This window comes from Nocardiopsis sp. NPDC006938 (assembly GCF_042869555.1).
In the GTDB taxonomy this organism is placed as follows: domain Bacteria; phylum Actinomycetota; class Actinomycetes; order Streptosporangiales; family Streptosporangiaceae; genus Nocardiopsis.
In genome coordinates this window covers 59,041-81,560 of record NZ_JBIAGA010000006.1, presented here as the reverse complement: position 1 = coordinate 81,560, position 22,520 = coordinate 59,041, and the positions used below count along the sequence as shown (strand labels likewise).

Sequence of the window (22,520 nt, the reverse complement as noted above, 5' to 3'; positions counted from 1 at the left end):
GAAGCGAGCAGGACGTGCGCCCTCCCATGTGGTGACCCCCGTTTCAGGTGTGCGTGCTCCGAAGCACACAGTACGCAAGGACCGGCTCGGGCTGAACCCCGGGGCGGCCTCGGCTTCCGGGCCGTGGCAGCGCGAGCGGACGCCGGGAACGTGAACGGCCCCGGAAGGGGTGAGTCCCCTCCGGGGCCGCGGGGCCCATGACGGCGGTTCCGCCGCCGCGCGCTCCTAGTCGTTCTCCATCTTGTAGTAGCAGGACTGGTACGTCTCCCCGGCCTTCAGGTTCTTGGTGCCGTGGAGTGGCTTGCTCAGTCCGCCCTCGGTGGAGGTGATCATGAGCCGGTACTCGCCCGGGTCGAGCTCGATCTTCATGACGTCGCCGTCGTCGAAGCACGAGTTGCCGGTGGGCGGCGACGTGTAGATCTTGCAGTCGTCACAGGCGTCGGTGAACTCCTCGCCGTGGACCCCGTCCGGGCCCACGTACAGGAAGTGCATCTCCTCCGGCGAGTTGTTGGTGAACTCGATGACGACCTTGTCGCCGTTCCCGGTGCTGGTGGGGCTCATGTCCGAGATCGGGGAGTCGCCGAAGAGGGTCTTGACGTCCATCTTCTGTTCGACGCGGCCTGCGCCGATGTGCCTGGTGAGCTTCTCGACGTCGTCGGTCTCGTAGTCGGGGTAGCTGGCCTCCAGGTACTCGACGGTCTCGTCGGCGTCGTCGAGGTCACCGGAGTCGACCTGTGCCCAGCCGCAGTTGAGGGCGGCGTCGGGGCGCTCCTCCTCGATACGTTCGGCGACCGCCGGGGCGGAGTCCCACGAGAGGTCGTCGAACATCCCGATCTGGTCGAAGGCCGAGCACCAGTTCTCCGCCTCGTAGTCGCCGGTGGCCAGGTCGTACAACTCGACGAGGGCGTCGGGCACCTGGGAGGCGGACGGAGTGTCCGCGAAGTCCTCGGCGACGAAGGCGTAGGTCTCCTGCGCCTGCCGGAAGGCCTCGCTGACCTCCTCGGTGACGGTCCCGCCGTACATCTCGTCCGCTTCGGCGGCGAGCTGGGTGGCGTAGTCGAAGTGGATCTCCGCGATGCTGCCGTCCGTGTCCTCCCACTGGGAGCCCGCGTGCGCGAAGTAGTCGGTGTAGGACTCCAGAGCCTGGTCGTAGGCCTCGTTGTTCACGTCGGACTGCGCACGGCGCAGGATCTGGCAGGCCTCACTGCCCTCGCGCGCCCTGTTCATGAGGGACGGCGACATGGACAGCTGGAACCCGCCCTCGACCTGGCCGTAGACGTCGATCGCGGTGTCGCAGTCGCCCTTGGCGTGGGCGGCGTCGGCGACCCGGAGCCGCCACTCACCGGTCTGCCAGACACCCACCAGGGACAGTGCCATGACCACCACGAGGCAGGCTGCCAGGACGACCGGCTTGGACCCGGCCGTGGGCTCTTCGCCCCGGGCCATGAGCCTCCGGTCGTGCTTGCGCCCGGCGAAGAGACCGTGCACGACGGTGACCAGAATCCAGACCAGCAGGCTGGGCGCCCAGGTCAGCAGGTTGTCGGCGGCGCCCATGAGGGCGGCCGTGACCAGCAGGCCGATGGTGACGGCCAGGTTGATCCCGAAGAACACCCAGCTGCGCAGGTAGAAGTAGCCCGCGCCGACACCGGACAGGTTCAGCAGCGCGGCGCGCAGGCCCGCCTTGGACTTGAAGAGGCCCAGCGGGGGCAGGGGCGGCGGGGGCGGTGGAGGTCCGCCGAACTGTCCGCCGGGCGGCATCGCGCCGGGGGGCATCCCGCCGGGCGGCGGTCCTCCCGGGGGCGGACCGAGGGGCGGGTTGCCGCCGGAGGGCGCTCCGGCGGGCGGGGGCCCGCCGAACTGACCGGGCGGGGGCCCGACCGGTCCGCCGGGGCCGCCCGGGCCCGCGGGGGGCTGGGGGCCGCTGGGGGCTCCGGGGCCCGCCGGGCCGCCGGGGGGAGGTCCTCCCGGGCCGGAGCCCAGGGGGCGCTGGCCCCCGGAGGGCGGCCCGGAGGGTGGTCCGCCGGGCGGTTGGCCGCCGGGTGGCGGCTGACCGCCGGACGGGTTCCGGGCCGCGGGGTTACCGCCCCCGGGACCGCCGCCGGGGACCGGGGGCGGGGGGACGGACCCGGGCTGACCCGGGAAGTTGGACGAATCCGAAGGGGGTGGAGGAGTGGTCATGGGGCCCCGAAATCAGTGAGGGGAAGACGTACGCGATCGGAATCGCAGAGGGGCGCGCCCTCTTATCCCGACTTTATTCGTCCGGTAGGACGCAATGTCCGACACCTCATGACCAGAAGAGCCAGCATTTCACGTAGTGATTCGCGTCACGTTCCCTCCCGCTCAGCTCTCCGAGAGGTCCCTGCTGCGGTCCCGTGCCGCCTCGATCGCGTCCGTGAACGCCGTCCGCACCCCGTGTCGTTCCAGCTCGCGCAGGGCGGCGGCGGTGGTGCCACCCGGAGACGTGACGGCCTCGCGCAGGACCACGGGGTGTTCGCCCGACCCGTCGAGCATCGCCGCCGCCCCGGTGATCGTCTGCCCCACGAGGCGCTGGGCCGTGGCCCTGGGCATCCCCATGGCCACTCCGGCCTCGATCATGGTCTCGGCGATGAAGTAGAAGTAGGCCGGTCCGCTGCCGGAGATGGCGGTCACCGTGTCCATGTGCCGCTCCCCCACCCGGAGCACCTCGCCGACCGCGCCGAGCAGCTCCTCGGCCCGGTCCAGGTGCCCGGCCCCGGCGTAGGAACCACCGGAGACGGCCGTCATGCCCCGCCCCATGAGCGCGGGGGTGTTGGGCATCGCGCGCACGACGGGGACCCCCGGGGCCAGGTGGTTCTCCATCACGGCGGTGGTCAGCCCCGCCGCCACCGAGATGACCAGGTGCCCGTCCGACACGTGCGGGGACAGCTCCTCCAGCAGGGCCGACATGTCCTGCGGTTTGAGGGCGAGCAGCAGGGTGTCCGCGCGCTTGGCCGCGTCCACCGCCGGGACCGTCTCGACCCCGTGACGGGCGCGCAGCTCGGCCGCGTGCTCCTCGCGCGGCTCCGTGACGAGCACGTCCGCCGGTGCGTGACCGCGGGCCAGCAGACCCGCGAGCAGCGCCTCGCCCATCTTCCCTGCACCGATGATCGCGATCATTAGGGGTCCTCTCTGCGCGTTCACTCCACGCTAGCCCCTGGGAGGGCTCCGCGAGGACCCGTCGTCCCACAGGGTGGACGGTCACACTCCGAGGGGCGGCCGACCGGCCGGTCTCAGCCCCCTGCCGTGCCCTCGTCGTCGGCCGTGCCGCCCTGGTCCACCGAGAAGCGCCGGGGCGGGGTCTGCGGGCGTCGGCGCAACAGTGCGATGCGCTCACGGCGGCCCAGCGCGGGTTCGGGCTCGGGCGGCCCCTGGGCGAAGTGCAGCCGGGTGAAGGCCAGCGCCTCGGCCAGCTCGCGCAGGCGCGCCTGCCGGTCCACGGCCTTGCGGGTGCTGACCTCCAGCACCAGCTGCCCCTCGTAGCCGCTGCCCGCGAGGTGTTCGAGCAGTTCGGCGACGGGCTGGCTCCCGCGCCCGGGGATCAGGTGCTCGTCCAGGTTCTGGCCGCCGAAACCGTCCGCGACGTGTACGTGGGAGAGCCGGTCGCCCAGCCGTCTGGCCATGTCCATGGCGTCGGAGCCGGACATGGCGGTGTGCGACAGGTCGAGGGTGACGTCCGGGTAGTTCCGGTCCAGCGGGTTCCAGCTCGGCGCGTACGGAACGACCTCGCGGTCGCGCACCCGCACCGGGTACATGTTCTCGACGGCGAAGACCACGTCGGTCTCCTGCTGCATGCGGGCCACGCCATTCTCGAAGTCGCGGGCGTACTCGCGCTGCCAGCGGAAGGCCGGGTGCACCACGATCGCCTTGGCCCCGAGTGCCTCCGCCATCTCCTTGGACCGGACGAGCTTGCCCCAGGGTTCGCGGCCCCACACGCGCTGTGTCAGCACGAGACAGGGCGAGTGGATCGCGGTCACGGGCATCTGGTGGTAGTCCGAGAGGCGCCGGAGGAGTTCGGTGTCCTGGCTGGCCGGGTCGGAGGACACGAGGACCTCCACGCCGTCGTACCCCAGCTTCGCGGCGATCTCGAACGCGGCCGGGGTCTTCTCCGGGTAGACCGACGCCGACGAGAGGACCACGGGCGCGTCTGGGACCTGGATAGGGCTCACGCGTTCCAGGGTATGCGCTTCGCGGCGATCTGGCGCGTGCGGCCTCCCGAATCCGGCGTGGCGAGGACGCCCGCGGGCGGCGGAAGGGGAGGTCGTGCGCGGCGGACGGCCGCCCCCGGGATACCGGGAGCGGCCGTGGCGGATTCAGTGGCGCGCGCGGTGGCGCGGTGGCGCGGCGGTCGGGCTCACAGCCGCACGGCGCCCGCCAGGTTGTAGCGGGTCACGTCCCGCTCGGCGATCTTCCCGCCGGAGCTCGGGGCGTCGATCATGCGATCGCCGCCGAGGTAGATGGCGACGTGGTAGGCGTATCCGCCCCCGTCGGTCCAGTACAGGACGTCGCCGCGCCGGGCCTTGGAGTAGCTCACCCGGGTCCCGGACCGGACCTGGTCGTGGGCCACGCGGGGCAGGCTCACCCCGGCCTGCTTGAAGGAGTGCTGCACGAGCCCGGAGCAGTCGAAGGAGTTCGGGCCGGTCCCGCCCCAGGCGTAGGGCTTGCCCTTCTGCTCCTCCGCCGCGGCGATGGCCTTGTCCACGGCGCTGGCAGACAGGGACTGGTGGACGCGTTCGGGTTCCGGGGCGCTCTCGGCGCTCTGCCGGGGGACCGCGGCCGCGGCTCCGGACGCGGGATGGTCGGCGGGCTGGGCCAGCGCGGGGGCTCCCCCCGCGGCGAGGGCGGCCGCGAGGACGGTGACGACGAGTGCGCGCGGCGTGCGCCGCGCCTGGACGGCTGCGGCCTGGCATCCCGGGTTGGCGGTGGAACGACAGGCCCGCGCTGGCTCGTGGTGTCGGGGTTCTCGCATGACGTGATGCTCCCTGAAGGTGCGCCGGAGGCCGCCCGCACCGCTGTGACGCGGGTCTCGTCGCCAACGACTCACCACCATTGGTCACACAGACCACAGGGAAAATCACCCTCCGTAGCCTAATCAGCATCCAAAGAGGGTAAAGACCACTTGACCTCGGCGGGCAAACCGGTCGTCGTGCGAACAAACGACCGACTGCCGCCGAGGCCAGTCACCACGAGTGACGAACCGCTACGGCTGCGGGACGTTCAGGGCGGAACGGACGAAGTCGGTCGTCGCCGCCATGCCGAGGTTGTTCGGGTGGATCGGCGCGCCGTCCTCGGGGATCAGCCCCTCCACCCAACGGGTGCTGGAGCCCTGGCAGACGTCGTGCCCGCGCTCGAAGGTGTCGACGAAGACCGCGCCCTGCGCCTCGGCCTCCTCCTTGAGCATCGCGTTCAGCGCGGTCTGGGCCTCGTCCAGGAACGGGACGTCTCCCCGGGAGATCGGGGTGCTGGGCCAGCATCCGCCGCTCGCCGGCAGGATCTGGAGGTAGCCGACGCTGAGCACCGTGGCGTTCGGGCTGCGCTCCGCGATGTCCGCGTACACGCCCGAGACCTCGCCCCGAAGCCCCTCGATCCGGTGGTCGAGTTCGTCACCGTAGTAGTCGGAGCACGGGCTGCCCAGCGGGTTGGTCAGACTGCGCTTGGCGCACTCGAGGAGCACCTCGGAGAAACCGAAGTCGTTCCCGGCGATACCCACCGTGACCAGGTCGGTCTCCGGACGGAGCGCCTCCAGCTGCGCCGGGGTGTCGTCGAACTGCGCCTCGTACAGGTGGCGCATGACGGCGCCGGAACAGCTGACGTCGGTGAGGTCGGCGATCCCGAGCTCGTCGGCGAGGCGCTTGGGGTAGTTGACCGAGGACTGCATGCAGCCCAGGAGCGGCATGTTGGCCTGGGCCTGGACCAGCGGCCCGGCGACGAAGGAGTCGCCGATGGCGACGTAGTGCTCGAAGGCGGCCGCCTCGACGGTCTCGGCCGCCTCGGTCTCGGCGGCGACGGGCGCGGTGGCCAGCGACAGGCCCAGCGTGGCCAGGGCCAGCGGGGCGGTGAGCCGGGCGAGGCGTCGCAGCGTACCGGGACGGTGGGCGTCCCGGGCCGCGCGGGGGGCGGCGGGGGTGCGGTTCGTACGGAACACGAGGGGATTCCTCTCTCCAAGGAGCGGGGGCACAGGAGTGTTCGGACCGTGGGGAGAGAGTGACTCTCCCCACACATTCTCTAACATGACTGACGAAACCCTTGACCTAACCGGTAGGTAACTTTCTTGTGTCGCGGCGGCCGCTCCGGTTCCAGGCGGTCCTGTCGCCCCCAGCCGTTAGCGTGTCGACCATGGCGAAAGCAGCGAAGACGACGTTCCGGTGCGCCGAGTGCGGGTGGACCACCCTCAAGTGGGTGGGTCGCTGCGGCGAGTGCCAGGCGTGGGGCACCGTGGAGGAGGCCGGGGCACCCGCCCCCATGGCGGTCGCGGCCGCGCCGGTGACCTCCCGGGCCCGCCCCATCACCGAGATCAGCGTGGAGAGCGCCGAGGCGGTTCCCACCGGGGTCGACGAGCTCGACCGGGTCCTGGGCGGCGGCGCGGTCCCCGGCGGCGTCGTCCTGCTCGCGGGTGAGCCCGGCGTGGGCAAGTCGACCCTCCTCCTGGAGGTCGCGGCCATGCGCGCGGCCAAGGCGCCCGTCCTCTACGTGACCGGCGAGGAGTCGGCGGGGCAGGTGCGCCTGCGCGCCGAACGCCTCGGCGCCCTCTCCGACCAGCTGTTCCTCGCCGCCGAGACCTCGGTCGCCACGCTCGCCAGCCACGTCGACGCGGTGGCCCCCCAGCTGCTGATCGTGGACTCGGTGCAGACCATGGTCTCCCCGGAGGCCGCCGGCGTCCCGGGCGGCGTCACCCAGATCCGACAGGTCACCGGCGCCCTCATCCAGATCGCCAAGGAGCGCGGCATCGCGACCGTGCTGGTCGGCCACGTCACCAAGGACGGTTCCATCGCCGGTCCCCGCCTCCTGGAGCACCTGGTGGACGTCGTCCTGCACTTCGAGGGCGAACGCCACTCCCAGCTGCGCCTGCTGCGCGCGGTCAAGAACCGCTACGGGCCGACCGACGAGATCGGCGTCTTCGAGCTCACCGAGAAGGGCATCCACGGGCTGCCCGACCCCAGCGGCCTCTTCCTCACCGAACGGACCGATCCGGTACCGGGCACCTGTGTGACCGTCACCCTGGAGGGGCGGCGCCCCCTCATCACCGAGGTCCAGGCGCTGGTCGCCCCGACGCCTCTGCCCGCGCCCCGACGCGCCACCTCCGGCCTGGACACCTCACGGGTGAACATGATCCTCGCCGTGTTGGAGAAGCGCACCGGCATGAAGCTGGCGAGCATGGACGTGTACGCCTCCACCGTGGGCGGAGTGAAGCTGGGCGAGCCGTCCGTGGACCTGGCGCTGGCGCTGGCCGCCGCCAGCTCCAACAACGACGTCGCGCTTCCGAGCGGGTTCATCGCGGTCGGGGAGGTGGGGTTGGCCGGTGACGTGCGCAGTGTGAACGGTGTGCGCCGCCGGGTCGCCGAGGCGCAGCGCCTGGGCTTCACGCAGGCGGTGGTACCCAAGAACTTCGGCGACCCGGTGCGGGGCATCCGCGTGCACGAGGTCGAGGAGCTCAGCGAGGCACTGTCCTGGGTGCGGCGGCGCGGCCGCCGCCGGGACTCCCCGTCCGACTCCTCGGACGACTAGAAGTCGAAGATGGCGCCCTTGGCGTTGGCCATCTGGCACGCGTTGCCGAAGGTCTCCTCGTAGTCCTCGGCCCCGGTGACCCGGACGGTGACCGGGCGGTACTCCATCGTGCAGGCGCCGTTGGGGTTGGCCATCACGCTGGCGATGTCACCGTGTTGCGCGATGAGGCCGCAGGCCTCCTCGGCGCGCGGGTGGTCGCCGCCGGCCGGGTCGCACTCTAGGGTGGCCGCGCGGGCCCAGCTCATGGCGGTCTCGCCCCGGTGCTCGACGCCGCCGAGGACCTCCAGGGTGTACCGGGTGCTCCGCTCGTCGGCGGAGGCGGGCGCGGCCGCGACCACGGAGAGGGCGACGGCGGCGGCACAGGTCAGGGCGGTGGCCATACGATTCACTGGAACTCCCGAGACGAGACGAGAAGACGTTTCGACACGAATGGTAGCCACCTAGTGACCAAGAGTGGTGCTTTTTGTGCGAACCGATACCGTCCGGGGCCCGATCGGGCCCCGGCGGCGCGGGTCAGGCCTTGAGCTGAAACACGAGCTGGTCGACGCTTCCGACGTGGTCGCCGCGCAGGTTGGCCTTGTACCAGCCGGGCTGGGCCTTGGTCCCGCCGCTTCGGCAGTCGGTGAAGGAACGCTCCAGGTCCCACGTCAGGGTGTACTCGTGCGGACGCCCCTGGGCGAGCTGGCGCTCCTCCTTGCTGTTGCCCTCCACGCAGTCGGCGGAGGAGTAGATGCGGTCGTCACCGGAGTCCAACCGGAGCTCCATCGCCTCGGGGCCCACGTCCACGGTGCAGGTCTGCTCGGCCACGTTGACCACGGTCACCTTGAACTCGGGCTTGGCGCCGCCTCCGTAGACCTCCCGCTCCTTCTCCGCGAACTCGAAGGTGACGAAGACGTCCTGGGGGCGGCAGTGGTCCTCGGGGCGCTCGGGCGCCGCGGCGTCGGCCGACCCCCCTCCGGAGCCGTCCTCGGAGTCGTCCCCGTCCTCCTCGCCCTCGGACGGCGAGGCGGAGGCGGAGGCCGACGGGGAGGGTGAGGGCGAGGGGTCCGCGTCCTCGTCGCTCGCGGCGTCGGAGGGCTCGTCCTCGGGGGCGCTGGCGGAGGCCTCGGGCTCCTCGACGGCCGCCTGGGAGCCCGTCGTCTCACCGCCGTCGGAGGTGTTGCGGAAGGCGAGCGCCACCAGGGTGAGTACCAGCATCACGCCGGCCAGCACGAAGGCGCGTCGCTTCCAGTAGGTCTCGCGGCTGACAGGTGCTGGTTGTCCGGTACTTGACGCCATGGGCCGTAGTATTGCGGTTCCGCGTGCCAGCCACCTACTCAACCCGCCGATTTCCCGTTAAAGATGAGCGATAACCCTTACAGCACCGCCGTTCTGGCGTGGTACGAGACCAACGCCAGGGATCTGCCCTGGCGCCACCCCGACGCTTCCGCGTGGTCCGTCCTGGTCAGCGAGATCATGCTCCAGCAGACCCCCGTCGTGCGGGTCCTGCCCGCGTGGGAGGCCTGGATGGAGCGCTGGCCCACCCCCGCCCACCTGGCCACGGAGCCGTCGGGCGAAGCCGTGCGCATGTGGAACCGGCTCGGTTACCCGCGCCGGGCGCTGCGCCTGCACGCCTGCGCCGTGGCCATCACCGAGGAGCACGGGGGCGAGGTCCCCGACGACCACGCGACCCTGCTGTCGCTCCCGGGTGTCGGCGCCTACACGGCGGCGGCGGTCGCGAGCTTCGCCTACGGACAGCGGCACGCCATTCTGGACACCAACGTGCGCCGGGTCCTGGCCAGGACCGAAACCGGGATTCAGTACCCCCCGAAAGCCCAGACCAAGGCGGAGACCGCCCTGGCCGAACGGCTCCTTCCCCCGACCCCGTCCGTGGCGGCCCGTTGGGGCGTGGCCGTGATGGAGCTGGGCGCCCTGGTCTGCACGGCCCGCTCACCGCGCTGCGCCGACTGCCCCATCGCCGGACAGTGCGCCTGGAAGGCCGCCGGGAAGCCCGCCCACGACGGCCCTCCCCGGCGGGGACAGACCTACGCGGGCACCGACCGGCAGGTGCGCGGCAAGCTCCTCGCCGTGCTGCGCGCCTCGCGTGAACCGGTGGTCAAGGACGCCCTCGACGCGGTCTGGGACGACGGCGTCCAACGCGAGCGCGCCCTCGACGCCCTGGTCTCCGACGGCCTCGTCGATCCCCTGGACGACGGCCGGTACGCCCTTCCCGGGTAGCCGGGCGCCCTCCCCCGAGGGGCGCCCGGTCCCGCCGTGCTCAGTTCGTCCGGGCGTCGAGCGCCCCGGCCCCCTCGGCGTCGAACTCCGCCTGGGTGCCACCGAAGGCTCCGCTGCACGGCGCGCCCGGCTCGGGCGCGGCGGGGCTCTGCTCGTACTCCAGCAGGAAGTCGGACAGTCGCGGGTCGGCCGGGTCCTCCAGGGCGATCCGGGCTCCCCAGGCCGAGGCCACCACCGGCGCGGGCAGGTCGTCCATCGGGCTGAGCAGCACGTAGGAACCCGGTGAGTGGTGTGCGGCCAGCACGGCCACCTCGTCCGGGGACAGCCCCGGGTCGTGGGTGATCCACACCGCCCCGTGCTCCAGGGAGTGCACGGCCGCCTCGGTGAGGACCGGCTCGTCGTACACCCCGCAGTTCTGCCAGAACTCGTAGTGCTCGCCGCCCACCGGCGGGTGCTGCTCGTAGTCGACGCTCACGCCGGTGTCGACGTGGTTCTTGGACAGGTCGTCGAAGGTCTCGACCCCGCCGGAGGCGGGCTGGCCTCCCCCGAACCCGCCGTACAACCAGACGCCACCGAGCACCGCTCCGCCCACGAGGACCAGCGCCAGGGCGACACCGCCCGCGACCAGCCACGGGGCGGCCGACCCTCCGCCGGACGGCGGCCCCGGAGGGGGTCCGGGCGCACCCGGGTAGCCCTGCGGCGGATATCCGGGAGGGGGCCCCTGGTGGGGCGGGCCCTGGTACGGGGTTCCGGGCGGGGGCGCCTGGTGCGGGTACCCGGCACCGGGGGGCGGACCCTGTCCGTGGGCCCCCGGGTGAGACCACCCCGGTGGCGCGTAGCCGGGCGGCGGCCCCTGAGGGGCCTGGCCCGGGGGCGGCCCCGGCGGCACGTGGCCCGCCGGAGGCCCCTGAGGGGCGTCGTAGGGCCCCGGGGAGCCCTGAGGGGTCGGGGCGCCGGGAGGCACCGGCTGAGGCGGCGGAAAGCCGTCCGGGCGGGGTTCGTTTGGAGTGGCCACGGACGGCACCCTAACGCCCGGGCCCCTCCCCTCGCCTCCGGAGACGACGACGGGGGCACCCCCGAAGGGATGCCCCCGTCCTCAGACCGGCACCGGCAGGCGACCGGTCGGCGTCACTACTCGCCCTTGGCGGCGGACTCCACCTCGGGGGTGTCCGGCACCGCGGAGGGCTTCGGCACACCCTTGAAGGTGAACTTGGCGTCCGTGCCCTCTCCCTCGGCGTCGATCACGACGATCTGGCCCGCCTTGAGGTCGCCGAAGAGGATCTTCTCGGAGAGCTGGTCCTCGATCTCCCGCTGGATCGTGCGACGCAGCGGCCGCGCACCCAGGACCGGGTCGAACCCGCGCTCGGACAGGATCTGCTTCGCCTTGGGGCGGAGCTCGATGCCCATGTCCTTCTCCTTGAGCCGGTTGTCCAGGCTCGTGATCATCAGGTCGACGATCTGGAAGATCTCCTTCTCCGTCAGCTGGTGGAAGACGATGACGTCGTCCACACGGTTGAGGAACTCCGGCCGGAAGTTGGTCTTGAGCTCCTCGCTGACCTTGGCCTTCATCCGCTCGTAGTTGGTGTTGGCGTCGTCCTCCTTGGCGAAGCCCATGGCCTGGCCCTTGGAGATGTCCCGCGTACCCAGGTTGGTCGTCATGATGATGACCGTGTTCTTGAAGTCGACGTTGCGACCCTGGGCGTCGGTGAGACGACCCTCCTCCAGCACCTGGAGCAGGGAGTTGAAGATGTCGTTGTGGGCCTTCTCGATCTCGTCGAACAGGACCACGGAGAACGGCTTGCGGCGCACCTTCTCGGTGAGCTGGCCGCCCTCCTCGTAGCCGACGTAGCCGGGAGGCGAGCCGAACAGCCGCGAGACCGTGTGCTTCTCCATGAACTCGGACATGTCGAGCTGGATCAGCGCGTCCTCGTCCCCGAACAGGAACTCGGCCAGGGTCTTGGACAGCTCGGTCTTACCCACACCGGACGGGCCGGCGAAGATGAACGAACCGCCGGGGCGCTTGGGGTCCTTCAGACCGGCGCGGGTACGGCGGATCGCCTGGGAGAGCGCCTTGATGGCGTCCTCCTGGCCGATGACCCGGCGGTGCAGCTCGTCCTCCATGCGCAGCAGGCGCGAGCTCTCCTCCTCGGTCAGCTTGAAGACCGGGATACCGGTGGAGGCGGCCAGGACCTCGGCGATGAGCTCCTCGTCGACCTCGGCCACGACGTCCATGTCGCCGGCCTTCCACTCCTTCTCCCGCTGCGCCTTCTTGTTGAGCAGTTGCTTCTCGTCGTCGCGCAGGGACGCGGCCTTCTCGAAGTCCTGCTCGTCGATCGCCGACTCCTTGTCGCGGCGCACACCGGCGATCTTCTCGTCGAACTCGCGCAGGTCCGGCGGCGCGGTCATCCGGCGGATGCGCATCCGCGAACCGGCCTCGTCGATGAGGTCGATCGCCTTGTCCGGCAGGAAGCGGTCGCTGATGTAGCGGTCCGCCAGCTGCGCGGCGGCCACCAGGGCGCTGTCGGTGATGGACACGCGGTGGTGCGCCTCGTAACGGTCGCGCAGGCCCTTGAGGATCTCGATGGCGTGCGTGATCGTCGGCTCGTCCACCTGGATCGGCTGGAAGCGGCGCTCCAGCGCGGCGTCCTTCTCCAGGTACTTGCGGTACTCGTCGAGCGTGGTCGCGCCGATGGTCTGGAGCTCACCCCGGGCCAGCATGGGCTTCAGGATGGAGGCGGCGTCTATGGCACCCTCCGCCGCGCCCGCTCCGACCAGCGTGTGCAGCTCGTCGATGAACAGGATGATGTCGCCGCGGGTGCGGATCTCCTTGAGTACCTTCTTCAGGCGCTCCTCGAAGTCACCGCGGTAGCGGCTGCCCGCGACCAGGGCGCCCAGGTCCAGCGTGTACAGCTGCTTGTCCTTGAGCGTCTCGGGGATCTCGCCCTTGACGATCTTCTGGGCCAGGCCCTCGACCACGGCGGTCTTACCGACACCGGGCTCACCGATGAGCACCGGGTTGTTCTTGGTGCGCCGTGAGAGCACCTGCATGACGCGCTCGATTTCCTTGTCCCGGCCGATGACCGGGTCGAGCTTGGACTCGCGCGCGGCCTGCGTCAGGTTGCGGCCGAACTGGTCCAGCACCAGCGAGGTGGAGGGGGTGGACTCGGAGGAGGCGCCGGTGGCCTGCGGCTCCTTGCCCTGGTACCCGTGCAGCAGCTGGATGACCTGCTGGCGGACGCGGTTGAGGTCCGCCCCGAGCTTCACGAGGACCTGGGCGGCGACGCCCTCGCCCTCGCGGATCAGGCCCAGCAGTATGTGCTCGGTACCGATGTAGTTGTGGCCGAGCTGAAGCGCCTCGCGCAGCGACAGCTCAAGGACCTTCTTGGCGCGCGGGGTGAAGGGAATGTGACCCGACGGCGCCTGCTGGCCCTGACCGATGATCTCCTCGACCTGCTGCCGAACCGCTTCGAGGCTGATACCAAGGCTTTCCAGAGCCTTGGCGGCGACACCCTCACCCTCATGGATGAGGCCGAGCAGGATGTGCTCCGTACCGATGTAGTTGTGGTTGAGCATCCTGGCCTCTTCCTGAGCCAGAACCACCACTCGCCGCGCGCGGTCGGTAAACCTCTCGAACATGTCTCGTCGCTCCTCTACAGAGCGGTCAGGCAGGGACGGTGACGACCGACCCGACTCTTCCGCATATAGGCCCCACAGGGATTAACCGCCCCGGGGAGCACTGTCGCACCCGCCCACCCGACGGCGGATGCCGACAGGGTGGACGTCTCCGTACGGCCGACCGCAGCCGTCCGTGCCAGAGACTTTCCCCGACGATAGGGCGTTCACCCAACATCCAACTACCAATTGGGGCGTCAGATTTCCCTGTACGCCGAAGGCGAACGGCCCGGGACTCCCCTCCATCACGAGAGTGCCCGGGCCGCACGTGCGTAAGCCCGATTATCGGCTCTTAGCGAACAAGCGGAAGCCGTGTTGTTCTTCAAGCGGAAATGGACCGGACCATCTCCCGGAGTGACCCGGTCTTCCCCGGTCGGCCCGTGGGCGCCCCACCCCGACGGTTGGGCCGGGGTCGGCTCCTCGCGCTCGCGGGCCCCTCACTCGGCGACGCGGACCGTGCCGCGCGCCGTCGCACCGGCGCGACCGCGAACGTCTCGCGGGACGCGGGTCCCGGGCGTGTCACTCCACCCGCACCGCCCCTCGCCGTCGGCGGCGGGGATCGCGAATCCGGGTCGGACACCTCCCCGGCGTCGGGCCGGGGTCCGCCCCGCAGGGCCTCACGCCCCCGGGGTTGCCCCTTGCCGCCCCGGTGTCACAGGCCCGGAGAACGGGCCTCGGGACGAACGGGATGCGGACGCCGATACGGCGCCGCGCGGGGCGAAATGTCGATCTGGACCCACCCCTATTCCGGCGGGTCGGACGGCGTAAACCTAACCCTTGATGGCCTCGTATTCGGCGACGATGGCAGCGGGGATACGGCCACGCTCATTGACGGGCTTCCCGGCGGCCTTCGCCCAGGCGCGAATCTCGGCGCTGCGCTCGCGGCTGGGAGCATTCCGGGTACCGCGACGAGCGGTACCGCGAGCCTGCTTCGCGGGGGCCTTGCGGGAGGCCTCGACGAACGGAGTAAGGGCCTCGCGGAGCTTGGCGGCATTACCCGCGCTGAGGTCGATTTCGTACGTCGATCCATCGAGACCGAACGTCACCGTCTCCTCGGCCTCGCCGCCGTCGAGGTCATCGACCAGGAAAACCTGGACCTTCTGTGCCATGGAATCAAACCTTTCAGCAGAGCGGTGTCTCCACACCTGAATATAAAGCTATCTCGCGCGAACGCGAAAGACAATTCCCGGCGTGCCAGAAATCACCTCGGCCCGGGGCGGCCGGATTCGGGGTCGCCGGAGCAGCGCGGGGCCTGTGAGTCGGCCCGCACACGCTGGCCCCCCAGCACTGTTGGTACCGGGGACCGGGTTCAGCGGGGCACCGTATCTAACGAACGTCGGATTCGGCGCGTTCCCCACCCTGGGCAATCGGCGTCTCGTTCGCCGCCTTGGTCTGGTCGACCCCGGCCGCGCCGTTGTCGGCCCCGGCCTCCTCATCCTTCGCCTCGTCGCTGACCAGGCTTCCGTCCATCCTGCGCGGCGCCATCTCCTTGCGCAGCAGCTTGATGACGAAGGCACAGAACACGGTCGCGACAACCACGGGCGGGATGAGCGCGGACAATACGTCGATCAGTCCAGGGGGAAGCACCGATGACAAAAAGTCACCCATCGAAGCGGCCTACCCTTCCTGGTTGTTACTTATTGCAGCAAATACCCGACTCAGTGTCGGGACTGCCCTGGGGGATGGCGCTCCGGCACCGCCGGGCAAACGCATACCAGACATCATAGACATCGTTTGCCCTCGGCATGACACCGGATGTACCGAAGACGGCCCCGCAAAGCCGGATGGTGGCCAATGTCCGATCGACTGTTCCGTCGCCGCGCGGAAGGCCTCCGTCACGGAGTCGGCCCATCGCAGACGGCGTCCCACTAATCCGGGGCGCCGAACGTCCCGTCGTCACTTCACCGGGGAACCGGTGATCCCGACGGGCGCAGGTACACATTACCTGCCTTGTTCCACATCCATACCACCCGGTGCGGTTAAGGACCTACGACCATCAGCGACGATGTGGAGATCCGTTACGAAGGCGAGGCCCACCCTAAGCCGCCTCCCAAAAGCTTTAGCCGGGCGCGCCGGCCGGGGCCTCGTCCAGGTGCACAAGCATCCGGGTGTTCCCCAGGGTGTTGGGTTTGACCCGCTCCAGGTCGAGGAATTCGGCCACGCCCTCGTCATAGGAACGCAGGAGTTCCTCGTAGACGCGGAACGGGACCGGGGTGCCCTGGATCGGGGCAAAGCCGTGTTTGGCGAAGAAACCGGTCTCGAATGTCAGACAGAACACACGGCGTACGCCCAACTCGCGGGCGGTGTCCAGCAGTTCGGTCACGATTCGGTGTCCGACGCCGAAACCGCGCAGGGAGGGGTCCACGGCGACGGTGCGCACCTCCGCCAGGTCCTCCCAGAGGACGTGCAGGGCGCCGCAGCCGACCACGCGGGGACCGCCCACCGGAGCGGGGTCGCCCGCCTGCGGGTCGGGGACGTCCTCCGCCTCGGCCACCCGGAACTCCTGGATGTCCTCGTAGAGGTTGACGGTGCTCTTGGAGAGCACGCGGCGGTCGACGGAGTAGGTGTCGACGAGGCGGCGGATGTGGGTCACGTCGCGCGTCCTGGCGCGACGTACCCGGACATGACGAACGGGCATAGCCGGACCAGACTACGCCCATGCGGCCTCCCCCCGAAACGCTCCTCGTCGGGTGGGAGGGCAGGGCCCTGCCGGGCCGGTATGCCCGCGGTGTCTCCCGGTGTCGGCCGGGTGGCGTCAGATCAGATGAGCTGGCGCCGCGCGGCCCACACGACCGCCTCGATGGGTGTGTTCACTCCCAGCACGTCGCAGATGTTGCGGATGCGACGCCGTAGGGTCCGGGCGCTGAGTTCGAGGTGCCGTGCCGCCACCTCGGTGGTGACACCGGTGGCGATCTCGGCGAGCAGCTCGAGTTCCTCGTGGCTCAGCTCGACCGGGGTGTAGGAACCGTTGAACGCGTTCTCCCTCGACCGGGCCTGAAGGGGAACCACGTTCTCCCTGTGCTCCCGCGGCGCGTGGGTGTTCGGGTCCTCAACGGTACGTCGTACGAGTGTGGCCTGTTCCACTCCGTCCTCCCTCATCCATGTGAGTGCGGAACATCAACTCGTCACCGAGGGGTCGAGTGCGTCGACTGGCTGTCGGCGCGGGCGAGTCCCAGACACCCCGACCGTCCCCCGGCGGCCCCTCTGGCACAGGGGTGGGGGTCGGAGGGGAGCACGAGACGCACGGACCCGGGGGCGTCGCGGCCTGGGACGGACAGGCCACGTCATGGGTACGCGTGCGGCGGGTCCGCGGATCGTGTCTCGACCCGGGCCCCGGCTCACCGTCGTTCTCGAACACTTCGGCAAACTCGCGGACCGAAGTCCGCCCTCAGCACGCTAGGCGGAGCGGATGATACCGTCAAGGCCCAATAAATGACCATGTGTGATGAGGCAAAGCCCCAGAGTCACTCCTTCGCGGGTCGGGAAATATCCTCCCCATCCTGACCTGCGTAAACAATCTTCAACAATGGCCGGTCGTCGGTAACTCGACTTCCTCGGGAAAAACTGGTCTCTACCTCGCGGGACATCCCGTCCTGTCGGGCGGTTTGTGTCGTCTGACCGTTAAGTGAGGCGAATCTCGTGGTCTCCGCCACATTTCCGCCCCGGGTGGTCCCATGAGACGGGGCCGCCGCACCTGTGGTGCGACGGCCCCCGAACCGGTCTTCCGGTCATGCCATCGTCAAATTCTGGCCGAAGCCGATACCGCCTCCGCAGAGGCCTCCGGCTACGCGCCGGAGGGCTTCACGATGGGGAAGAGCACCGTTTCCCGAATGTTCTTACCCGTGAAGGCCATCAGGAGGCGGTCGATGCCGATCCCCACACCGCCGGTCGGCGGCATCCCGTACTCCAGGGCCCGCAGGAAGTCCTCGTCGAGCTGCATCGCCTCGGGGTCGCCGTCGGCGGCCATCAGCGACTGCTCGGTCAGGCGACGGCGCTGCTCGACCGGGTCCACCAGCTCGGAGAAGCCCGTGCCGAGCTCCATCCCGAATCCGATCAGGTCCCACTTCTCGGTGAGCAGCGGGTCCTCGCGATGCTGACGGGTGAGCGGGCTGGTCTCCAGCGGGAAGTCGCACACGAACGTGGGCTGGACGAGCGTGTGCTCCACCAGCTCCTCGAAGACGTGCTCGACCAGCTTGCCCGGGCCCCACTCGTGGCTGTACTCGACCCCCTTGGCCTCGGCCAGGAGACGGACCTCCTCGACCGGCGTCCTCGGGGTCACCTCGGCCCCAAGGGCCTCGGAGACCGCGCCGTACAGGGTGATCCGCGGCCACTCGCCACCGAGGTCGAAGGTCTCCCCGTCGCGCTCGATCGTGGTGGAGCCGAAGACCGCGCGGGCGGCCTCCTGGATGAGCTCGCGGGTCACCTGGGCCACGTCGTCGTAGTCGGCGTAGGCCTGGTAGAACTCCAGCATCGTGAACTCGGGGTTGTGCGTGGAGTCCGCGCCCTCGTTCCGGAAGTTCCGGTTGACCTCGAAGACCTTCTCCAGGCCGCCCACGACCAGGCGCTTCAGCGACAGCTCGGGCGCGATGCGCAGGTACAGGTCCATGTCGTAGGCGTTGATGTGCGTGACGAACGGGCGCGCGGTGGCGCCGCCGTGCACGCGCATGAGCATCGGGGTCTCGACCTCGATGTAGTCGCGGGCGCTCAGCCCCTCCCGGATCGCCCGGATGGCGGCCGAACGGCTGCGCACCATCTGCTGCGACTCGGGGTTGACGATGAGGTCCACGTAGCGCTGGCGCACCCGGGCCTCGGGGTCGGTGAGGCCCTTGTGCTTCTCCGGGAGCGGACGCAGGCACTTGGCCGTCAGCGTCCAGTCGCTCACCAGGATGGACAGCTCGCCCCGGCGGGAGGTGATGACCTCGCCCTCCACGCCCACGTGGTCGCCGAGGTCGACGTCGGCCTTCCAGGCGTCCAGGCTCTCCTTGCCCACCTGGTCCAGGGACAGCATGACCTGCACGTCACCGGTCTCGTCGCGCAGGGTCGCGAAGCACAGCTTGCCGCCGGAGCGGTAGAGCATGACGCGGCCCGCGATGGCGACCCGCGCCCCCGTGTGGGTGTCGGGTTCGAGTCCCTGGTGTTTCTCACGCACGGGACCGATCGACGTCGTCCGCGGGTAGTTCGCGGGGAAGGGGTCGGTGCCCTCCTCCCGGAGACGGTCCAGCTTCTGCCGCCGGACCCGCATCTGTTCGGGCAGGTCGTCATAGTCGTCGTGCGTGTCATTCACGGCCCCGATCCTACCGGCGCCGGGGCGCCCGGAAGCACCGCGAGCGGGCGCCCCCGCGACGTACGGACTCCGCTCGGCGGGGTGGGCGCGGGGGCCGCCCACCCCGGGGGTCAGCCCGCGTTGCGCTCGAAGACCAGGCGCAGCCCGGTGAGGGTGAGCCAGGGTTCGTGGACGTCGACCGTCTCGCACTCGCCGACCACCGTCGGGGCCAGGCCGCCGGTGGCCACCACCGTCACGTCGTCGGGGCGGTCCGTGAGCTCCGTGACCATGCGGTCCACGATCCCGTCGACCTGTCCGGCGAACCCGAAGACGATGCCCGAGCGCAGCGCCTCGGTGGTGTTCTTGGCGATGGCCGAGCGCGGCCGCACGATCTCGACCATGTGCAGCTGTGCCCCGCGCCGGGAGAGGGCGTCCACCGAGATGTCGATGCCCGGTGCGATCGCCCCGCCCACGTACTCGCCCTTGACGCTGACCGCGTCGAAGGTGGTCGCGGTACCGAAGTCCACCACCACACTGGGACCCCCGTAGAGGTGGCTGGCGGCCAGCGTGTTGATGATCCGGTCGCTGCCGACCTCCTTGGGGTTGTCCGTGCGGATGGGGACGCCCGTCTTCACCCCGGGCTCGACGATCACGGCGGGCAGGTCGCCGAAGTGGCGCCGGAACATGTCCCGCATCTCGTGCTGGACGGACGGCACCGTGCAGCACATCGCGATGCCGTCGACCTCGCCCGGGTCTCTCAGGGAGCTGCCGTCGATGAGCCCGCGCAGGACCACCGCCCACTCGTCGGCCGTGCGCCGGGTGTCGGTGCCCACCCTCCAGTGTTCGACGAGGTCCTCGGAGTCGAACAGACCGAAGACCGTCTCGGAGTTGCCGACGTCGATCGCGAGCAGCATTCTGGGGGCCTCACTGGTCGAATTGGTGTGTACCCAAGGAATCTTCCACCAAGCGCGCCCCTCACGACAGGTCGAGCGCGATATCCAGTGCGGGGCTGGAGTGGGTGAGCGCGCCCACCGCCAGGTAGTCGACCCCGGTGGCGGCGACGTCGGCCGCCGTGTCGAGGGTGAGGCCGCCGCTGGACTCCAGGCGGGCCCGGCCGTCCACGAGGGCCACGGCCTCGGTCAGCCGCTCCACGGAAAAGTTGTCCAGCAGGATCTCCTCCGCACCCGCGGCCAGCGCGTCCTCGATCTGGTCGACCCGGTCGACCTCGACCTCCAGGGGCAGGTCCGGGAAGCGCGAGCGGATGGCGCGGACCGCCTCGCCCACACCCCCGGCGGCGACCACGTGGTTGTCCTTGACCAGTCCGGCGTCGCTGAGGCAGTAGCGGTGGTTCACCCCGCCCCCGCAGCGGACCGCGTACTTGTCGAGCGCGCGCAGCCCCGGTGTGGTCTTGCGGCTGTCCCTGATCCGCGCCCCGGTACCGGCGACGGCGTCCACCCAGGCGCGGGTGGCGGTCGCGATACCGGACATGTGGGTGAGCAGGTTGAGCGCGGTGCGCTCGGCGGTGAGCAGGTCGCGGGTGCGGGCGGTGACGGTCATGAGCACGTCGCCGCGCTTGACGGAGTCCCCGTCCTCGGCCTGCCGGCTGACCTCCACAGCGCCCTCGGCCACCGTCCAGAACACGAGTTCGGCGAGCGCGAGCCCGCTGACCGTGCCGTCCGCGCGGGCCACGACGTGGGCGGTGCGGACCTGGTCGGCGGGGATGGTGGCCACGGTGGTGACGTCGATCCGGGGACCGGCGGTGAGGTCCTCGGCGAGGGCTCGGCGGACGGTGTCGACGTGGGACTGGTGGGGGGCGGTCCACGGGAGCGCGAACTCGGCGCGCGCCTCCGGAGAGGGGTCGGGCTGGGCGAGCGGGAAGACGATGGCGTCGAGCTCGGACACGAGGGCGGGCGGCAGGGAGGGCTCCCGGATCTCGTCGGTGGTCACGATCGTGTCCCCTTCCAGTCGGACGACCACGGGCCGCACACGCAGCTCGGGTCGGGGTTCGGGTGTGTCGGCGCGCTGGTGCGCGCCGCGGCTCTCGGTACGGCGCAGCGCCGCCGCGGCCACGAGGCGGGCCACGGTGAGCAGGTTGGTGGCCTCCCAGGCGGCGACACCGGGGGCGACCGGTTCGGCGGGCACCGCCAGGGCGTCGAGCCGGTCGACGAGCGCGGCCAGGCCCTCGCCGGTGCGCAGGACCCCGGCGTCGCGGGACATCAGGGCGCGGACGGTGGCGGTGGTGTCCGGGTCGGCCAGGGGCGCGGTGGCACCCGTGGTCATGGCCCCCGCGACGGACCGTCCGGCCCGCGTCTGTTCGCCGGCCCGCGTCTGTTCGCGGTCCCGGGTCTGGTCGGCCAGGCGGGCGGCGATCCGGTCGGCGTAGACCAGCCCCTCCAGGAGGGAGTTGGAGGCCAGGCGGTTGGCGCCGTGCACGCCGGTGCGGGCGACCTCACCCACCGCCCACAGGCCGGGGACCCCGGTGCGCCCGTCGATGTCGGTCTCGACCCCGCCGGAGGCGTAGTGCGCGGCCGGGGCCACCGGGATGACCTCGGAGAGCGGGTCGATGCCGTGGTCGCGGCAGGAGGCCAGGATGGTCGGGAAGCGGCGTTCCCAGGTGCTACGGCCGAAGTGGCGGGTCTCCAGGTACACGTGGTCGGTGCCCTGTTCGGCCATGGTCCGGGCGATGGTGCGTGCGACGACGTCGCGGGGGGCGAGGTCGCCGAGCTCGTGGACGCCCTCCATGATCCGTCGGCCCTCGGCGTCCACGAGGTAGGCGCCCTCGCCCCTGAGGGCCTCGGAGACCAGGGGCTGGCGGCCGCGCGCGTGCGGGCCGAGCCAGAGGACGGTCGGGTGGAACTGGATGAACTCCAGGTCGCGCAGGCGGGCCCCGGCCCGGGCGGCCAGCGCGAGCCCGTCACCGGTGGACACCGTCGGGTTGGTGGTGGCCGCGAACACCTGGCCCATGCCGCCGGTGGCCAGCACGAGGGCGGGGGCCAGGACCGCGCCGACCCCGTCGCGCTCCCCCTCGCCCATGACGTGGAGGGTGGCACCGCACACCGCGCCGCCGACCGGATCGCGCAGCGCGTCCAGTGCCACGGCGTGTTCGACGACCTCGATCCGCTCCTCCGACAGCACCGCCTGGACCAGCGCCCGCTGGATCTCGGCTCCGGTGGCGTCGCCGCCCGCGTGGGCCACCCGGTCGGCCCGGTGGCCGCCCTCACGGGTGAGGGACAGAGCGCCGTCGTCCTCCCGGTCGAACTCGGCTCCGAGGGAGATGAGCCAGCGCAGCGCGTCGGGCCCCTCGGTGGCCAGGACGTGCACCGCGTGCGGGTCGCACATCCCCGCCCCGGCCAGGAGGGTGTCGACCATGTGGGCGACCGGCCCGTCCTCGGGTGCCATGGCCGCGGCGATGCCGCCCTGGGCGTAGGCCGTGGAACCGGTGGAGAGCCGGTCCTTGGTGACCAGGACGACCCGGCCCGCCGAGGTCGCGCGCACGTAGCGCAGGGCGGTGCTCAGTCCGGCGATACCCGAGCCCACCACGGCCACGTCGGCGTGCACGGTCCACCCCGGTTCGGGGGCCTCGATCCGGGTCTGTCTGGCAGGAGTCATCGGGTTTCTCTTCCGAGGG

18 protein-coding genes are annotated in these 22,520 nt (G+C 70.8%); 2 read left to right on the top strand and 16 right to left on the bottom strand.

Annotation, left to right across the window (positions count from 1 at the left end):
- Positions 1–225 precede the first annotated feature (225 nt).
- The 5 genes from ACFYL4_RS11625 to ACFYL4_RS11605 form a co-directional block, all read right to left on the bottom strand.
- Complete coding sequence (locus tag ACFYL4_RS11625) at positions 226–1,773, bottom strand: DUF1109 domain-containing protein (protein WP_357763632.1); 1,548 nt, start codon at positions 1,771–1,773, stop codon at positions 226–228.
- Between the two features lie 567 nt (positions 1,774–2,340).
- Complete coding sequence (gene proC / locus ACFYL4_RS11620; protein WP_357763629.1) at positions 2,341–3,159, bottom strand: pyrroline-5-carboxylate reductase; 819 nt, start codon at positions 3,157–3,159, stop codon at positions 2,341–2,343.
- Positions 3,160–3,248: 89 nt separating this feature from the next.
- Positions 3,249–4,184, bottom strand: a complete 936-nt coding sequence (locus ACFYL4_RS11615; RefSeq protein ID WP_387518251.1) for a sugar phosphate isomerase/epimerase family protein — start codon at positions 4,182–4,184, stop codon at positions 3,249–3,251.
- Between the two features lie 185 nt (positions 4,185–4,369).
- A complete protein-coding gene (locus ACFYL4_RS11610; RefSeq protein WP_357763623.1) occupies positions 4,370–4,984 on the bottom strand; it encodes a C40 family peptidase in 615 nt (204 codons plus the stop codon).
- Positions 4,985–5,215: 231 nt separating this feature from the next.
- Positions 5,216–6,160 (bottom strand): SGNH/GDSL hydrolase family protein, encoded by a 945-nt coding sequence (locus tag ACFYL4_RS11605; protein ID WP_357763620.1) that lies wholly within the window; start codon positions 6,158–6,160, stop codon positions 5,216–5,218.
- Positions 6,161–6,351: 191 nt separating this feature from the next.
- Between ACFYL4_RS11605 and radA the strand changes: the two genes are divergently transcribed.
- Positions 6,352–7,740 (top strand): DNA repair protein RadA, encoded by a 1,389-nt coding sequence (gene radA / locus ACFYL4_RS11600; RefSeq protein WP_357763618.1) that lies wholly within the window; start codon positions 6,352–6,354, stop codon positions 7,738–7,740.
- On the opposite strand, the gene ACFYL4_RS11595 is transcribed toward radA, so the two are convergent.
- Positions 7,737–8,120, bottom strand: a complete 384-nt coding sequence (locus ACFYL4_RS11595) for an SSI family serine proteinase inhibitor (protein ID WP_357763616.1) — start codon at positions 8,118–8,120, stop codon at positions 7,737–7,739. The two genes, radA and ACFYL4_RS11595, sit on opposite strands and share 4 nt — an antisense overlap.
- Before the next feature lie 133 nt (positions 8,121–8,253).
- The gene (locus ACFYL4_RS11590) at positions 8,254–8,937 is read right to left on the bottom strand and encodes a hypothetical protein (RefSeq protein ID WP_357763734.1); all 684 of its coding nucleotides are present in this window, start codon (positions 8,935–8,937) and stop codon (positions 8,254–8,256) included.
- Between the two features lie 144 nt (positions 8,938–9,081).
- On the opposite strand from ACFYL4_RS11590, the gene ACFYL4_RS11585 reads away from it, so the two are divergent.
- Entirely contained in the window at positions 9,082–9,957 is an 876-nt protein-coding gene (locus tag ACFYL4_RS11585) for an A/G-specific adenine glycosylase (RefSeq protein WP_387518250.1), read from the top strand.
- Between the two features lie 40 nt (positions 9,958–9,997).
- On the opposite strand, the gene ACFYL4_RS11580 is transcribed toward ACFYL4_RS11585, so the two are convergent.
- The 9 genes from ACFYL4_RS11580 to ACFYL4_RS11540 form a co-directional block, all read right to left on the bottom strand.
- A complete protein-coding gene (locus ACFYL4_RS11580; protein WP_357763610.1) occupies positions 9,998–10,537 on the bottom strand; it encodes a DUF3105 domain-containing protein in 540 nt (179 codons plus the stop codon).
- A gap of 551 nt (positions 10,538–11,088) precedes the next feature.
- Positions 11,089–13,593, bottom strand: coding sequence for an ATP-dependent Clp protease ATP-binding subunit (locus ACFYL4_RS11575; RefSeq protein ID WP_357763607.1), 2,505 nt, complete (start codon positions 13,591–13,593; stop codon positions 11,089–11,091).
- Between the two features lie 806 nt (positions 13,594–14,399).
- On the bottom strand, positions 14,400–14,738 hold the full coding sequence (locus tag ACFYL4_RS11570; RefSeq protein WP_357763604.1) for an Lsr2 family protein: 339 nt from the start codon (positions 14,736–14,738) through the stop codon (positions 14,400–14,402).
- 217 nt (positions 14,739–14,955) lie between these two features.
- Positions 14,956–15,237 carry a hypothetical protein gene (locus ACFYL4_RS11565; RefSeq protein WP_357763601.1) on the bottom strand — a complete coding sequence of 94 codons (282 nt, stop codon included), beginning with the start codon at positions 15,235–15,237 and terminating at the stop codon, positions 14,956–14,958.
- 451 nt (positions 15,238–15,688) lie between these two features.
- On the bottom strand, positions 15,689–16,267 hold the full coding sequence (locus ACFYL4_RS11560) for an amino-acid N-acetyltransferase (RefSeq protein ID WP_357763598.1): 579 nt from the start codon (positions 16,265–16,267) through the stop codon (positions 15,689–15,691).
- Positions 16,268–16,389: 122 nt separating this feature from the next.
- Positions 16,390–16,713: a LuxR C-terminal-related transcriptional regulator gene (locus ACFYL4_RS11555; RefSeq protein WP_357763595.1), complete on the bottom strand. Its 324-nt coding sequence runs from the start codon at positions 16,711–16,713 to the stop codon at positions 16,390–16,392.
- Between the two features lie 700 nt (positions 16,714–17,413).
- The gene (lysX, locus tag ACFYL4_RS11550) at positions 17,414–18,913 is read right to left on the bottom strand and encodes a bifunctional lysylphosphatidylglycerol synthetase/lysine--tRNA ligase LysX (RefSeq protein ID WP_357763593.1); all 1,500 of its coding nucleotides are present in this window, start codon (positions 18,911–18,913) and stop codon (positions 17,414–17,416) included.
- Between the two features lie 110 nt (positions 18,914–19,023).
- Positions 19,024–19,806 carry a type III pantothenate kinase gene (locus ACFYL4_RS11545; protein WP_357763590.1) on the bottom strand — a complete coding sequence of 261 codons (783 nt, stop codon included), beginning with the start codon at positions 19,804–19,806 and terminating at the stop codon, positions 19,024–19,026.
- A gap of 61 nt (positions 19,807–19,867) precedes the next feature.
- Positions 19,868–22,501, bottom strand: coding sequence for an L-aspartate oxidase (locus ACFYL4_RS11540; protein WP_387518249.1), 2,634 nt, complete (start codon positions 22,499–22,501; stop codon positions 19,868–19,870).
- Between the last annotated feature and the right edge of the window lie 19 nt (positions 22,502–22,520).

Bases quoted from the DNA above. Each gene is read 5' to 3' on its own strand.
- ACFYL4_RS11625 (WP_357763632.1), bottom strand. From the start codon at position 1,773: ATGCCCCCCGGCGCGATGCCGCCCGGCGGACAGTTCGGCGGACCTCCA.
- ACFYL4_RS11610 (WP_357763623.1), bottom strand. From the start codon at position 4,984: ATGCGAGAACCCCGACACCACGAGCCAGCGCGGGCCTGTCGTTCCACC.
- radA (WP_357763618.1), top strand. From the start codon at position 6,352: ATGGCGAAAGCAGCGAAGACGACGTTCCGGTGCGCCGAGTGCGGGTGG.
- ACFYL4_RS11595 (WP_357763616.1), bottom strand. From the start codon at position 8,120: ATGGCCACCGCCCTGACCTGTGCCGCCGCCGTCGCCCTCTCCGTGGTC.
- ACFYL4_RS11590 (WP_357763734.1), bottom strand. From the start codon at position 8,937: ATGCTGGTACTCACCCTGGTGGCGCTCGCCTTCCGCAACACCTCCGAC.
- ACFYL4_RS11585 (WP_387518250.1), top strand. From the start codon at position 9,082: ATGAGCGATAACCCTTACAGCACCGCCGTTCTGGCGTGGTACGAGACC.
- ACFYL4_RS11575 (WP_357763607.1), bottom strand. From the start codon at position 13,593: ATGTTCGAGAGGTTTACCGACCGCGCGCGGCGAGTGGTGGTTCTGGCT.
- ACFYL4_RS11570 (WP_357763604.1), bottom strand. From the start codon at position 14,738: ATGGCACAGAAGGTCCAGGTTTTCCTGGTCGATGACCTCGACGGCGGC.
- ACFYL4_RS11565 (WP_357763601.1), bottom strand. From the start codon at position 15,237: ATGGGTGACTTTTTGTCATCGGTGCTTCCCCCTGGACTGATCGACGTA.
- ACFYL4_RS11560 (WP_357763598.1), bottom strand. From the start codon at position 16,267: ATGCCCGTTCGTCATGTCCGGGTACGTCGCGCCAGGACGCGCGACGTG.
- ACFYL4_RS11545 (WP_357763590.1), bottom strand. From the start codon at position 19,806: ATGCTGCTCGCGATCGACGTCGGCAACTCCGAGACGGTCTTCGGTCTG.
- ACFYL4_RS11540 (WP_387518249.1), bottom strand. From the start codon at position 22,501: ATGACTCCTGCCAGACAGACCCGGATCGAGGCCCCCGAACCGGGGTGG.